Annotated in this window: 13 protein-coding genes; 11 read left to right on the top strand and 2 right to left on the bottom strand. The window is 52.7% G+C overall.

Going from position 1 to position 14,407, the window contains the following annotated elements; all coding sequences use genetic code 11:
• Window positions 1–2: 2 nt before the first annotated feature.
• Window positions 3–836, top strand: coding sequence for a peptide chain release factor N(5)-glutamine methyltransferase (prmC, locus tag AAGJ81_01130; protein MEM0964738.1), 834 nt, complete (start codon window positions 3–5; stop codon window positions 834–836).
• 282 nt (window positions 837–1,118) lie between these two features.
• Here prmC and AAGJ81_01125 read toward each other — a convergent pair whose 3' ends face one another.
• Entirely contained in the window at window positions 1,119–3,743 is a 2,625-nt protein-coding gene (locus tag AAGJ81_01125; protein ID MEM0964737.1) for a DNA translocase FtsK 4TM domain-containing protein, read from the bottom strand.
• A 65-nt stretch (window positions 3,744–3,808) separates the two neighbouring features.
• Here AAGJ81_01125 and AAGJ81_01120 point away from each other — a divergent pair, with 65 nt between their 5' ends.
• Both AAGJ81_01120 and AAGJ81_01115 read left to right on the top strand, forming a co-directional pair.
• Complete coding sequence (locus tag AAGJ81_01120) at window positions 3,809–4,771, top strand: type I phosphomannose isomerase catalytic subunit (GenBank protein ID MEM0964736.1); 963 nt, start codon at window positions 3,809–3,811, stop codon at window positions 4,769–4,771.
• Window positions 4,772–4,783: 12 nt separating this feature from the next.
• Entirely contained in the window at window positions 4,784–5,671 is an 888-nt protein-coding gene (locus AAGJ81_01115; GenBank protein MEM0964735.1) for an EamA family transporter, read from the top strand.
• Window positions 5,672–5,937: 266 nt separating this feature from the next.
• Here the strand turns inward: AAGJ81_01115 and AAGJ81_01110 are convergent, their stop codons facing one another.
• A complete protein-coding gene (locus tag AAGJ81_01110) occupies window positions 5,938–6,726 on the bottom strand; it encodes a M48 family metallopeptidase (GenBank protein MEM0964734.1) in 789 nt (262 codons plus the stop codon).
• Between the two features lie 107 nt (window positions 6,727–6,833).
• Between AAGJ81_01110 and dapB the strand changes: the two genes are divergently transcribed.
• From dapB to AAGJ81_01070, 8 genes are all read left to right on the top strand, one after another.
• Entirely contained in the window at window positions 6,834–7,565 is a 732-nt protein-coding gene (gene dapB / locus AAGJ81_01105; protein MEM0964733.1) for a 4-hydroxy-tetrahydrodipicolinate reductase, read from the top strand.
• A gap of 71 nt (window positions 7,566–7,636) precedes the next feature.
• Entirely contained in the window at window positions 7,637–8,152 is a 516-nt protein-coding gene (locus AAGJ81_01100; GenBank protein MEM0964732.1) for a low molecular weight protein-tyrosine-phosphatase, read from the top strand.
• A complete protein-coding gene (locus AAGJ81_01095) occupies window positions 8,127–9,011 on the top strand; it encodes a fructosamine kinase family protein (GenBank protein ID MEM0964731.1) in 885 nt (294 codons plus the stop codon). The genes AAGJ81_01100 and AAGJ81_01095 overlap by 26 nt, the downstream gene beginning before the upstream one ends.
• A 20-nt stretch (window positions 9,012–9,031) precedes the next feature.
• The gene (locus tag AAGJ81_01090) at window positions 9,032–11,656 is read left to right on the top strand and encodes a tetratricopeptide repeat protein (protein ID MEM0964730.1); all 2,625 of its coding nucleotides are present in this window, start codon (window positions 9,032–9,034) and stop codon (window positions 11,654–11,656) included.
• 6 nt (window positions 11,657–11,662) lie between these two features.
• Window positions 11,663–12,325 carry a MotA/TolQ/ExbB proton channel family protein gene (locus tag AAGJ81_01085; protein ID MEM0964729.1) on the top strand — a complete coding sequence of 221 codons (663 nt, stop codon included), beginning with the start codon at window positions 11,663–11,665 and terminating at the stop codon, window positions 12,323–12,325.
• The gene (locus tag AAGJ81_01080; GenBank protein ID MEM0964728.1) at window positions 12,322–12,807 is read left to right on the top strand and encodes a biopolymer transporter ExbD; all 486 of its coding nucleotides are present in this window, start codon (window positions 12,322–12,324) and stop codon (window positions 12,805–12,807) included. The genes AAGJ81_01085 and AAGJ81_01080 overlap by 4 nt, the downstream gene beginning before the upstream one ends.
• 8 nt (window positions 12,808–12,815) lie before the next feature.
• Window positions 12,816–13,580 carry a hypothetical protein gene (locus tag AAGJ81_01075; GenBank protein MEM0964727.1) on the top strand — a complete coding sequence of 255 codons (765 nt, stop codon included), beginning with the start codon at window positions 12,816–12,818 and terminating at the stop codon, window positions 13,578–13,580.
• Entirely contained in the window at window positions 13,567–14,367 is an 801-nt protein-coding gene (locus AAGJ81_01070; protein MEM0964726.1) for a TatD family hydrolase, read from the top strand. Before AAGJ81_01075 ends, AAGJ81_01070 begins: the two co-directional genes overlap by 14 nt.
• Window positions 14,368–14,407: the final 40 nt, after the last annotated feature.

Here is a 14,407-nt window from a genome sequence, read left to right as displayed (position 1 = left end):
TCATGCACACCCTTCTTGAGATTCTTCGAAAGTCCGAAGAACTCCTCATCAAACAGGGAATACCAGAGGCTCGGCTCGATGCCGAGCACCTGATTGCGGATACGCTCGGTTGCCAACGGATGGAGATCTATCTCCAGTTCGACCGTCCAATGGAAGAAGAGGTCCTTTCTCAGCTAAGGCCTAGGTTGGCGCGTCGAGCGAGGCGAGAGCCACTTTCCTACATTCTCGAGCATCAGCCCTTTCGAAACCTCCATATCCAATGTGGACCCGGTGCTCTCATTCCCAGACCGGAGACGGAGGAACTCATCGAAAAAGTCGTTGCTCATGTTTCAATACCTCCGCAAAAGATTCTCGACCTCGGAACCGGTTCTGGGGCAATCGCACTATCTCTCAAAAGCACCTTCCCAAAAGCGGAGGTGATTGGAGTGGACCGCTCTCGGGAGGCAATCTCACTAGCACAGAAAAACGGCGATTCCCTTAACCTCGCGGTTAGTTGGCTTCAATCTTCGTGGTTCGACCATATTGAAGGAAAGTTCGATCTCATCATTTCCAATCCACCCTATCTTGCCGAGGACGAGTGGACTTCCAGCCAACCCGAGGTAAAGGATCACGAGCCAAAGGAAGCGCTCGTGTCCGATAAGCAAGGGTTTGCAGACTTGGATCAAATCCTGCAGCAAGCAAGGAACTTCCTTAACGATCCAGGACTAATTGCACTCGAGACCGGAATCAATCATCGCGAAAAGCTCCAGGCGTCTGCGAAGGACTCAGGCTATTCCGACTATTGGGTGGAAAAGGACTTTTCTGATCGCGATCGGTTCTTTTTTGCGAGGATCTAGCTAAGGCTGTGGGGACCTCCGGTCACCAATCCAGCCGAAAGAACCGTAGCATCAGTCGTGAGACTGATGACTAGAACAGACCGACAAATTCCAAAAAAGACGCTATCATCCGCCTAACGGCGGGATGCTACTGAAACCAGCAGAACTGCATCCAGGACCGCAGACTTTCGTCCCGTCCAGTGGAGTAGCTACCGAAGTAAAAACTCACGATTCAGATCCCCACTCTCCTTCACTAAGTGGCAGAAGCAGCGGACTTGAGTCCGCTGCCCGACCGAAAGGCTTCTAATCCAAATCCCTGAGGATCTCTCTCGGGCTGGAGCCATTTTCCGGGCCGACATAACCCTCATCCTCAAGGATCTCCATGATCCGCGCTGCACGATTGTAACCGATCCTCAATCGTCGCTGTAGCATTGAAGTGGATGCCCTTTTACTCGAGCGGATTACTTCCAAGGCCTGCGGGACCAAGTCATCTTCGAAATCACCCTCAACACCCGATCCTCCCTCATCGTCACCGGCTTCAATTTGCGCCTGCACTTGTTCGAGAAAATTGGGTGGACCATTCACCTTTAAATACTCCACCACACCATTGATCTCTTCATCAGAAACAAACGCACCCTGTGCCCTCACCAGTGCGTGTGCCCCGGGAGGAATAAAGAGCATGTCTCCTTTACCAATCAAGGAATCCGCCCCGCCCTCGTCCAAAATGGTTCGGCTATCGATTTTGGATGCCACCTTAAAGGCGATTCGACTCGGAAGGTTCGCCTTGATTACCCCAGTGATCACATTTACCGAAGGCCGTTGAGTTGCCAAAATCAAATGAATGCCTGCCGCACGGGCCAACTGGGCTAGACGGGCAATCCCTGTTTCAATGTCCGCAGGTGCCACCATCATGAGGTCAGCCAGCTCATCCACGATACAGACGATGTAGGGAATCTTTTCCTTCGGAATTTCAAAACCATCGTCACTCTCCTCGCTAGCCTCCGCAAGGGCTGTCCTTTCTTCGACAGACATTTCAGCCTCCATCTCTTCGGCTCGCTTCTTTTCCTCTCTGTTCTTGGCAATCTTGGCATTGAAGCCAGCGATATTCCGCACATTGGCACGGGCGAACACCTGGTAACGACGTTCCATTTCTGAAATCAACCACTTCAGCGCACCGGGAACTTTCTTCGGATCGGTGACTACCGGAATCAACATATGCGGGAGGGAATTGTAGATCTGCATCTCAACAATTTTGGGATCGATCATGATGAAGCGCAGGTCTTCCGGACTTGAGTGATAGAGAAGAGAAGCAATGACGCTGTTGATGCAGACCGTCTTCCCCGATCCGGTGGATCCAGCGATCAACAGGTGCGGCATCTTCGTTAAATCGGCCACCAACGGTTTGCCACTTACCTCCTTCCCAAGCACCACAGGAATCTCGGCGTTCGCATCGACCCACGAACGGGACTCAATGATCTCTCGGATGCAGACTGCAAGTGGTCGCCGGTTCGGAACCTCTACCCCGACACAGCCTTTTCCCGGAACCGGTGCCAGAATGCGAACCGACTGCGCCTTCAGGCTCATACCAAGGTTCTTGGCGAGGTTGGCGATTTTCTCCACCCTCACTCCGGGCGCAGGATAGACTTCATACCGAGTAATTACGGGTCCAGTATGAACCTCACCCAACTCCACTTTCACTCCAAACTCAGCCAAAGTGCTTTGCAAAGCAACGGCCGTCTCCTCGTGATTCTCCGCCTCAAAAGAATGAGGCAAAGAAGGCTCTTGAAGAAGATCGAGAGACGGAAATTGGTAGTTCCCTTTTCTAGCGGGGAAGAGAGTCTCTGCCTTCTCTACCTTCTCGCCGGCGACGATCTTAAACCCACCGCTCCCAGACTTGGAAGGCTCAGGATCGGACTTCGCGCTCGATCTCACCCTCGCGACCCCATCCGTCTGATGATCTGTCGGTAATACCGGATCGACAATTTCTTTCGATGAGACCGCCGACTTCACCCGCTTGTTCGAAACTGTTTTTCGGCTTCGGGTAGGGATCTCTCCGGAGAGAAGACTACTGTCGACCGCCGTCACATCAGCAGGCGAAGACTCGTTACCCATAAGCCCTTCTTCGATCGTCGGGGTCTCGCGTTTTGCGGCGATTGCTGCCGCTTTTGTGCTCTCCTTCTCCCTCTTTTGCTCCCACTTCTGCGAACGCCGTTTCTCCTTCTCCAGACGCTTTTCCTGCTTCGCCATCTCTCGAAGAGCTTTTGCCTCCGCTTGCAAAGCCTTCTGTTTCTTCCTCTCTGCCGCGGTTAGTTTCTTATCGGCTCGACGTTCCGACCATTTCTGAAAACTACGCTCAAAGAGGTTTCTGGAAGGATCGCTGAACAACGCACCGATCCCGAGCAAAACCAGCAAGAGTTGAAGAAAAAGACTTCCAAATGTCCCAAGCGTCTCAAACAGAAATGCCTCATTCAGCCAATAACCGGCCAACCCACCCGGGCCTCTTGGGAAATAGTTCTCGGGAAAGAACGACTCAAGGTTAGGCAACCACGACAATTGCAGACCGTTTGCCAGGCCCGACGCACCTAAAGTCGCCAGGGCAAGAACGATGAGCCGTGGACCCGTAACCAAGTGGGCTCTCCGAACCAAGTTGAGGACACCGATCCAGATAATTGAAAAAAGCAAAAAGACGGCACCCAGCCCTAATCCCGACAAAAAAAGGAAGGCGGAATCCCGCCCAAAACTCCCGACCAAATTGGGGGTTTCCGACATTTCGGTCGAGGTGGCAAAGGCACGAACCAGTCCCTGCTGAGCAGGCTCATAGTCGACAAGAGCCACAGCAAACAACATCCCAATTGTAATAAAGATACCGCCCTTGATCGGACGAACCTTGGAGACTCTTGGAGTGAAGGTGGCCTGCACCTTCTTCACATTTTTTTGTCGCGTGGATGACATTCAGCTCGATTCAAACCGATTTATGTAGCGCAATGGCAACTATGAATCCAGTTCTCTTTCACCCGATCTACAAAGAACGAGTCTGGGGGGGCCGTTCGCTAGAGTCTTCACTGGGCCGAACCTTACCCGCTGGAAAAGTGATTGGCGAAAGCTGGGACATCGTTGATCGCGCAGACGACGCCTCGGAGATTCGTTCCTCGTCTTCTCAGTCCACCACGATCCGCGACCTGATTGAGGAGAATCCTGAGGAGGTCATGGGTTCTGGCTGGGACCCAGCAAAGCCTTTTCCGATCCTCGTCAAATGGCTCGACTGCCAACAGCGGCTCAGCCTGCAAGTCCATCCTCCTGCTCCCGTCGCAAAGGTGCTTCATGGAGAGCCAAAGACCGAGAATTGGTTTGTGGCCGACGCTAAACCCGGTGCAAGCCTCATCGTTGGCTTGAAACGAGGGGTCACGAAAAAGGAGTTCGAAAGAGCGCTACACGATGAAACCCTCGAAGACTGCGTGCATCGATTTCCCGTATCGCAAGGCCAGTCGATCCTGGTAGAAAGCGGTCGAATTCACGCTATTGACGGTGGCAACCTGATTCTGGAAATCCAACAGAACTCCGACACGACCTACCGCGTCTATGACTGGGGACGGGTCGGCTTGGATGGGAAACCGCGACAACTGCACATTGAGGAGTCCATGAAGAGTATTGATTTCGATGACTTCGAGCCGAGGGCCGACGAAACGTTTGACGGTTTCGGCACGACAACTCTCGCGGACTGCAGTGAGTTTCGTATCCGCAGGACGAACCTTGAGGACGGTTCAGAACTTGCAATCGAAGAATCCACGGAACCGCTACTCATTCACGTAGTCTCCGGCAGTCTGATCGATGAGGACTCTTCAACCCAGTTTATTCGGGGAGATACCGCTCTCTTACCCGCGACAAGATCCTGTCGTATCGTAGCTACGAGTAAGAGTGTTGTGCTTCTAACCGACCAGTTTACAAGAACGGGCTGATTGAGCCCGGGGATGAAAACGAGTCACGCCTCCTCTTCGGCTTCAGGGATTGGCGCAATTGCCGCCGTCACTCTTATTTGGGCCTTTTCTTTCGGTCTGATTGGAAAAGCCCTAGCAGGCGTGGATCCATTTTTGATCGGTTCCGCCCGGCTGGTCGTCGCGGGTTTGTGTTTTCTACCGCTGCTCCGCCTGAAGGGGCTTCCATTCAGAACCCGCTGTGAGCTTTCTGCGATCGGTGTCCTCCAGTTTGGAGTCATGTATGTATCCTACCTCGCTGCGTTCCGATTTCTCGAAGCATGGCAGGTGGCGTTGTTCAGTGTCCTTACGCCATTGTGGATTGCAGGCATCAATTCCGCGATTCATCGCCGCCTCGAAAAGCCTCTCTTTCTGGCAGCAGTTCTTTCGGTAGTTGGTGCCGCGATTATCAAAGGAGATGAGATGCCACGCAGTGACTTTCTCACCGGCTTTCTTCTCATGCAGATCGCCAACATCGCTTTTGGGGGAGGGCAAATCTGGTTCCGGGAATGGAAATTCAGACATCCGAGCGTGACGGAAAAGGAGGTGTTCGGACTCCTCTTCGCTGGAGCTCTAACCTTCACGATCGTCGCCGGTCTCTTGATGGGATCCTTTCGTTCACCACCCCACCTCTCCCCTTCCCAGTGGATGATCATTATCTATCTCGGAATCGCCGCCTCGGGAGCCGGATTTTATCTGTGGAACTTCGGAGCAAGTCGCGTATCCACCGGTTTTCTGGCGGCATCAAACAACCTTGTCGTTCCACTCGGCGTTTTCATCGCGATCCTTCTAAACCGAAGTCAGCCAGATTGGCTCTCGTTGGTGATCGGCTCCCTTTTGATTGGCGCGGGCCTAGTAGTTGGGCGAAGGTCGGCCGTTCGTTAGTGCAAATTACTTCGGTTTTAAATCAGCCAACGGAATGCGTAAGCTATTGTCAAAACAGGGCTTTGTGCTTCGATACGCATAGCTGAGTAGAAGTCTGTCTTTCGAGGGTTGAACCCTCATCCTACGTAAAAACTAAAAAAGGAAATTCGGTTGGTGCTGTACTCTTTACAAACAAATCCGTGGTTCTGCCTCCAGCGTCGCCTCACGAAGAAAGGAATCGAATCCGCTCTAGGTTCCCGGTCATCTCATCTCCGCTTTTCCGCAGGTTACCGCTCGCCGGTCACGTAACGGGAATTCCGATACTCCTCCTCGGCACGTGGAAGGCTTTGAAGAAGTTCCTGCTCCCGGTCCTTGTGCGCAGGGTGAGTCGAGAGCCAAGCGGGTGGACTACCCGGCGAAGCTTCTGCCATCTTGATCCAGATTCCCGGAGCCACCGCCGGATTGTATCCTGCGCGGGCCATATATAACTGCCCAATGAAATCGGCTTCCCTTTCGTGCAAACGGCTATAAGGAAGAGCCATGCCGACTGTGCTTCCAATTCCATAAGCAGCCAGAACGAGCTGCTTCTCCGAACGATCCAAGTCATCGAAGGCAACTCCCACCCCAATTCCGATCCCGGCGATGACCATTGCTTGGGACAACCGTTGGTTCGAGTGGCGTGCCGTGACGTGGGCTACCTCGTGCCCGACAATGAAGGCGAGTTCATCCTCACTATCGATTACATCGAAGAGTCCATCGTAAATCGCAATCTTTCCACCCGGTAAGGCAAATGCGTTCACCTGTTCATCGTCGATGTAGATAAACTCCCAGTCGGTGCCCGCAAAATCACTTCCCAACGTGTCGACTATCCGTTGGCCCACTCGTTGAATCATCTCGTAGTTTCGACCGCTCGTAATCAGGGGAGACGTCTGTTTGATGTCTTCAAAGGTGGAAAGCCCCATCCCGGTCACCTGATTCTCCGGGAGAAGAGTAAAGGTGGATCGCCCCGTTTCAGGAACCGTGTAACAACCAGTAAGGATAAGAAGCAGGAGAAGAGGACCGAATCTGACCGACATTTTAAGAGAGTGTAACAGTTACGGGGGAAATAAAAATCCTTTTTCGCCCGATTCGATCTCTTCGATTGGGATTGATCGAATCCTTTCTTCACGAGTACCTTACTCTCATGCCAACCCGAATATTGTTGAACGGTTCCAAGGGGAGAATGGGACAAGCGATTGCCTCCCTTGCAGCCGAAGAAGACTGTGAGATTGTCGCAGGATGCGATATCGGCTCCGACCCCGAGCGCGGTGTGGAGGATTGCGATGTGGCGATCGACTTTAGCTCCCATGAGAGCACGCCTGACCTGGTGGAACTCTGCGCAACAAAGGGAAAAGCGGTAGTAATTGGCACGACAGGGCACAACTCGGAGGAAAGCGCCCGGATTCACGCTTGCGCAGATCAGATTCCGATGGTTTGGGCCGGAAATTACTCGATTGGAGTGAACTTACTTATTTTTCTTACCGAGAAGGCAGCCCGCCTTCTCCCCGAGACCTACCATCCGGAAATCGTGGAAATGCACCATCGATACAAAAAAGATGCCCCCAGCGGAACCGCTGAGAATCTACTCGAGGCCATCCTGGAAGGTCGGGGATGGGACTCGACTGCCGCAAAACATGGCCGCTCCGGTATCACTGGCGAGAGACCGGACAAGGAAGTGGGTATTCACTCGCTAAGAGGCGGCGACGTCGTCGGAGAGCACACGGTCGTGTTCGGCGGTCCGAGCGAGAGAGTCGAGCTCTCCCACAGCGCAGGAGACCGCAGCATCTTCGCGAGAGGTGCTCTCTCCGCCGCCAAATGGGTGTTCTCTCGTCAGCCGGGAATCTACCGCATGAGGGAGGTTCTCGGCCTACACTAAACTGGACAGTAGCAGCATTTTATTTACAGGTTTTCCAAGTTTTTTTACCCCCCTTCGCGACTTCCGAAAACGTGACCCAAGATTCAAACATCGCCCCGATACGCATTCTCTTTGTTTGCATGGGAAACATTTGCCGCTCACCGGCCGCAGAAGGCGTTTTCCGACACCGCATTCAAGAACTGGGAAAGCATGGCCAGATTGACTGCGACTCCGCGGGCACGATCCATTACCATGCAGGGAGCAGTGCAGACCCTCGCATGCGACAAGCCGCAGGGGCGAGAGGCTACGACCTTACCAGCACTGCCCGTGGCTTTGTCACCAAAGACTTCGAGCACTTTGACTGGATCATCGTGATGGATGATGAAAACCATCGGGATATCATCGGCATGGCAAAAGACGAAAACGAAATACGGAAAGTTCGCCGATTCTCCGATTGGGTCGACATTCCGAATGTATCTCAGGTTCCGGACCCCTATTATGGTGGTGAACGAGGATTCGATCACGTTCTGGATATCATTGAGAATGGCATAGAACCCCTTCTTCATTGGGCAATCGAAGGCGATGCAGTCTCTCGCCGAATTACTTGAAGACTTGGTCGGTCACCCAGTGGAAGTGCTCCGTGTTACTTCCACAACAGGAGGCTGCATTCATGGAGGCAGTAAGATCGAAACCACAAAAGATCCGTTCTTCGTGAAGAAAGCTCCTCTTTCGGACGATCCTATTCTTCGAGCTGAAAAAATAGGTCTGGAAACTATGGCAGGGATCAAAACCTTTCGAATGCCGGAAGTTATTGGAAGGGGCAAAGCGGAGGGTGACTCCGTTCTTATTCTCGAGTGGATTGACATCAAGCCTCTAGATCCGGTTTCCGGGGCACGTCTGGGAGAAAGTCTAGCCGAGTTCCATCAAATAAAGGGACCTTTCCACGGTTTCGAAGAAGACAACTTTATTGGAACCACTCCGCAGTTGAATAGACCGACCGAAAAATGGCAGGGCTTCTTCCGAGAGAGTAGACTTCAGCCCCAGCTCGATCTAGCGAAAGAAAACGGGTTTCGCCTACCTTCCTGTAAGGTCATCCTCGATGGCTTGGATTTATTCTTCGAAGGAGACTCGATCGTAGCGAGTCCACTTCACGGAGACCTTTGTGGGGGAAACGCAGCTGCAGACGGATTCAACCAACCCGTCTTGTTTGATCCAGCTTTCTATTGGGGAGACTATGAAACAGATCTCGCCCTTATGAATCTTTTCGGAGGATTTCCTGCAGAATTTTTCCAGAGTTACTTCGAAAGAATCCCGCGACGTACGGGCTGGAAAAGCAGAGAATCCCTCTACAATCTCTACCACGTACTCAACCACTTGAATCTTTTTGGGGCTTCGTATCTGCAGACTGCCTCCCGCATGATCAATGAACTCAGCGCATTTGTTTCTTCTTCGACAAAAAGTCAGTGAAGGCTTCTTTGGATGACTGTATGACAAGAGTGTGCAACATCTTCTCGGTTGTCACGGGTATCAGTTTCTCGAGCCTGTCTTTCGCCACAGGCACCACTACCGAAGATCTTCTAGACCAAGTAAACCCTGAAGCAGAACGGATTGAGGCTTCCCGGGAACTCCAGAATGGAGTTCGAGCGGTAGAAACCGGGTTTCCTGCTCTTGGCTTCGAGTACCTGAATCCTCTGGTTCGTTCAGAGTTGCTTTCCCAGGAGGAGAAGGAGAAGGCTTTCCTCTATTCCCTCACTGCGTTGATCCAACTAGACCATCCGGCAGACGCCCTCGAACTTGCGAGAGGGAATCCTCAATTCGACAGTGGACCCAGGCGACTTCGCTGGGCTATGGCAGAGTTCCTTCTCGGCAACACCGCTCAGGCAAGGAATCGACTCGAATCGGTTCCGGAAGGGTCACTCTCTGGAGACGACGAAGCCTGGTTCTTTTTCTTTCAGGGTCTTTTGGCCGACCATGAAAATGATCCGGCGCGGGCCTCAGATTTATTCAACGAGGCGCAGGAATCTGCAACCTCCCCTTTCCTTCGGGATACCTTTGATACCATTAGGGCCCGCCTGAATATCCTCCGAGGCGAAGTCGATGAAGATACCGTAATATCGCTGAAGAACCAATTCGAAGAAGCGGTTGCACTGCCGCTGCGCCTGAGGCTCGCCCGTGAATATGCTCTGGTCTTGATGGGACTCGGACAATCTGAAGAAGCCATCCAATTTCTCGAAGAGTTTGTCCTCCAGACTGAAGCCGACGATTCAAGAATCGCAGACGAGATCCTATTGCCGCTGGCCGTTTTTCGTGGATTGAGCACCACTGAAGGTCAGGCGACCTTATGGGAAATCCTTCGGTCCGGGACCGACCGTGATACTCTCCGCATCACCTTAAATCTCCTCCTTAGGCAGATCAAGGAACCCAAGCCCAGCCAGGCCGAAATTCTGGAAACGATTGTCGACACCCGGCCGGACCACCCGATCCGGGATCGCCTTATCTTCGCACGCTCCCAGCTTTTGTCTGATACCGGAGACGCGTCCACAGCGATCAACTTACTGGATTCCCTCCTCAAGGAGTACCCCGGCACACCGATTAAACTATCGGCCCAACTCGCCTACGCGTTTCTTGCTTGGCAGCAGGACCCACCCCAACTTCGAACCGCTGCCGTAAGATTGCTGGAAATATTACCCGAATTACCACCACCGGATCGTCCTTTTTACTATCAACTCGCAGGCGATTTGTATTACGAAAATGGAGACTACGCATTCGCGGCGGCAGCCTACCGCGATGCGTGGGATCTTTCGCCAAGCGAAGGAGTTGCTTTCCAGTACACACTCGCCCTACTCCAGTCCGGAGAGATTGAAGCAGCACTCGAATGGATTAATCAGAATGTGAAGGTCGGAGAACAGATCAGCCCGGAGGTGAACCGGCGTATCTTCTGGAACGTGGCAAGCACCTTGATACAGAATGGAGAGCCGCAGCTCGCTTTGGAGAACATTGACACCATCCTAACGAACGGAGAGATCCCAACGGGGGCACGCCAGAATTTTGACTGGCTCCGCGCTTACACTCTCTCACTCCTCGGGGAGAACGATGAGGCACTGGCTACAACGGAAGCAATTCTTGCTGAGTTCTCATACGAATCTCCCTTTTCCGAAGACCTTGTGGAGGAGGAACCCGAAGCTGCAGAGGAAGTCGAACCCGCGGACGAGCCAGAAGATCCGCTGCTCGCTCAGACTCTCCTACTCAAAGGAGAAATTCTTTTCAAATCCGGCAATCCTGAAGATGCAGCCGAAATCATGGCTGACCTTCGCGACCGTTTCCCCGATCGCCGAGCTGCAGTTTTGAGCTATCTCTTTGAAGCCCGTTATTTTGCTGGCCGCGATCTTACGGGAGAAGCTCAACAGCGTCTCGTGAACCTCGCCGACCGTTTTCCCGAGAGTGACTACGCCCCGCTCGCACTCTATGAAGCTGCGATTATCGCAGAATCACGGGGAACCCCTGAATCGATCAGCGAGGCCATTCGGTTTTTGGAAACGTTGGTCAACCGATTTCCACAGCACCAACTCGCGATCCACGCGCGACTCAAGGAGGGTGAGATTCTCCGTTCTCTCGGTGACTTTAGCAGCGCGAGACTCGTTTTCCAGAATACGGCGAATCTCTTCTCCAATCACCCGCTTCAATATCTTGCCGAGATTGGAACCGCCGAAACTGTGTTGGCAAATCCAGAGGCATCACCGGAAGAGCTGTTAAACGCAGCGGCAATCCTGGCGAAGGTGGAGACCGTGCCCGACCTTCCACCCGCAGTCCTTCTGGAAAGCCAACTGAAACGAGCAGAAACCCTCAGGCGCGCCAACGAACCTCTCAGGGCAAGAAGACTTCTCTGGGAAACCGTAAACCCCCTGATTGACCAACCAACGACGGAAGATTCGGCTCTTGCTTTCTGGCTCTCCAAATCGCTCCTCGAGCTTTCAATCTGGTTCGCCCAAGATGGTTTTCCCGAAGAGGCAAAACAGTTCTTGGAGATCGTCGACAAGCGAAACCTTCCGGGAAGCGTGCTTGCGAGGGCCAAGCTGCGCGCAACCGAACTACAAACTACTGAAACCGAATAGCAGTCTATGGAGACTTTTGACTTTTCCCTCTTCCGCCAAGGCGGACCGGTGATGTGGCCACTTCTGGCGATCAGTGTGATCGGCTTCATCTTTTTTATCGAGCGGACTCTATTTCTCCATCAAGGCCAGATTCAGGTGAGGAACTTTGTTGATGGTATCCAGAATTTGCTCCGAAAAGGTCGACTGGCGGAAGCCCTTGCCGTGTGCGAAGAAACCCCTGGACCCATTCCCAATGTAGTAAAGGGTGCCCTCCTCAATTATGACCAGCCCATTGATCGGATTCGAGGTGCAGTTCAATCCGCCGCGCTTATTGAGATCCCGATTCTAGAGCGTCGAGTGGGTACAATAGCCGCGATAGCTCGAATAGCCCCAATCCTTGGTCTCCTTGGAACTATTCTTGCCGGCTACGATTCGTTTTTCCTTTTTCAAAACGAGGGCGTGTACGCGAACCCAGCAGACTTTGCCGGGAGTATCGCACAAGCTCTGCTTACAACGATTGCCGGATTGGCTATCGGAATTATGGCACACCTTGCACATCACTTTCTCTATGGTCGCCTCCGTGCTGTTGTGCACGACATGGAGTCCGTAGGTCACGATCTACTACAGTGGATCGAGGCGATGAAAACAGGCGCTTCAGTCCAAATGACCGACGAGGAAGCGGATTCGTGAAAACGCGAGAAAAAGATCTCAAATCCTCGTTCTACGAGGCTGAATCTCTGACGAGGCCATTCAATCTGGCGGCTCGACTGACTGCGCCTCGTTTCCGAATTGATGCCGTTCCGTTTACCGACATCGGACTAATTGCTCTCCTCACACTTTTTCTCTCACAAAGCGTAATCTTTAGTCCCGGTGTTCCTGTGGATCTTCCCACCCTTCCGGAAAACGAGGTTCTCCTAGGTGTTCGCACTGAGGCCGTTGCAACGATTTGGAAGGGTAATGTGGTGACCGTTCTAGGGTCCTATCCTCTTTCCCGGCTCGGGACCGCACTCCAAGACCTGAAGGAAGAATCCCCCGATGGAAACGCGACACTACTTCTTCTCGTTGACCAGTCTACCGACCTCGAGGCATTGGTCGAAATCTACGAAGAGGCTCGGATAGCCGGCTTCGAACAGATCCAAATGGCAGCTCGCCCTGCTGACTCATCGAACTGATCGCTTAGATGGAGCGATACCGCACCTTCAACAAGCCAACCGGTATCGCGGTTTTTGCGGCCGTTGTCGGAGTAGCCATCCATGTGGCGGTGTTTTTCTTCGTACGTATTCAAATCGAAACACCTGAGCACGCCGAGACTCCAGCCCAAGCCCTGTCATTCATTGAAGGAGGCGATTCAGAGTCTGTCTCTCTGCTCGATCCTCTCTCCTTACTGATTTCATCGGATCGCGTCAGACCGGGTCCCCAACTGGAAGATTTTCGTGCCTTATCCATTTCCCGCGAAATCAGTCTCTTTCCTCCTTTCCTCTCGTTGAAAGCTGCCGATTCGTGGAAAGAGTGGGTTCCCGAGCAGGAGGTGGATGAAAATGCTCAGGCATTTATCCTCGAGCAAAACGCTAGTTCGCTTCAGTCCTTCGGAAGGAGTGAAACACCTGGTGTTGATCCGCAGAGTGAATCCATGACCATTCGAATTCTCGATCTCGGTTCCGACGAAATCTCTTTCATTCACCTCGCCGTGCCGCCCTCGATAGAAGAGGTTGCCCGCGACTCATCATTCGTGTCCCCGGGCGTCTTTCTAATAGACCAGACGTCCAACATCAGTCGACCCACCGCCCTTCGGGTTAAGTCTACTGGAGACCTGACTCTCGACGCTACCATTCGCGAGTTTATTGCGGATCCCGAGAACCAAATCACCACTAGACGGGGCTATTATCAAGTCACCGTCTACCTTCCATCGCTGTTGGCTAAGAGTGCGGAAGATGCCACTGATTGATAGCCATTGCCACCCGCCCAACGAAGGAGGGAGTCCAACCGAAGAGGCGCACGCATGGTTGAATCGAGCCCAGACTCAGGGAGTCGGAAGGATTATTGCGATCGGAACGGATACGGACGACTGGGAAAGTCATCGCACGATGGCTTCCACCTATCCCGGTAGGGTTCACTGGACCGTTGGCCTCCATCCATCCTATGTTGACAAGAATCAGAGGGAGAAGATCAAAAAGATCCGTTCCTATTGGGAGTCGTCCAACGGGCAGCTACCCTGTGCGGTTGGTGAGATTGGACTCGACTACACGCGTTTACCCAAAGAATCACGAAACTCGTTCCAAATACTCCAACGAGAAGCCTTTGAAAGACAACTGCAGCTGGCGAAGGATTTGAATCTCCCCGTGGTGATTCATTCGAGAGGGACCGTTACGGACTGTCTTGAAGTCTTATCGGCAGTAGATTTCCCGGGAGAGAAAGCACTCTTTCACTGCTTCGCTGAAGGCCCGGAAACCTTCAAAGCCGTGGAATCCTTTGGAGCACGGTGCTCATTCACAGGGATTATCACTTTCAAAAACGCAGAAGCAGTCCGCGAATCACTCGCCAAGAATGGTCTCGAAAGGCTAATCCTCGAAACCGACAGCCCCTATCTTTCGCCTGAGCCTTTTCGAGGAAAGAGAAATGAACCCGCCCACACGGCAACTCTAGCCCAATTCTGCGCCGACTTTTTCAAGTGCTCCCTCGAAGAAGTCATTTCCACCAGCGAACGAAATACTCGGGACTTTTTCGGAATCTGATTCCGACTCGACCTTTTCCGTTTTCGGACGTAAAAACCCA

The organism is Verrucomicrobiota bacterium, assembly GCA_038744685.1.
Classification (GTDB): Bacteria; Verrucomicrobiota; Verrucomicrobiia; order Opitutales; family Puniceicoccaceae; genus Puniceicoccus.
This window is presented reverse-complemented; position numbering and strand designations above follow the sequence as displayed.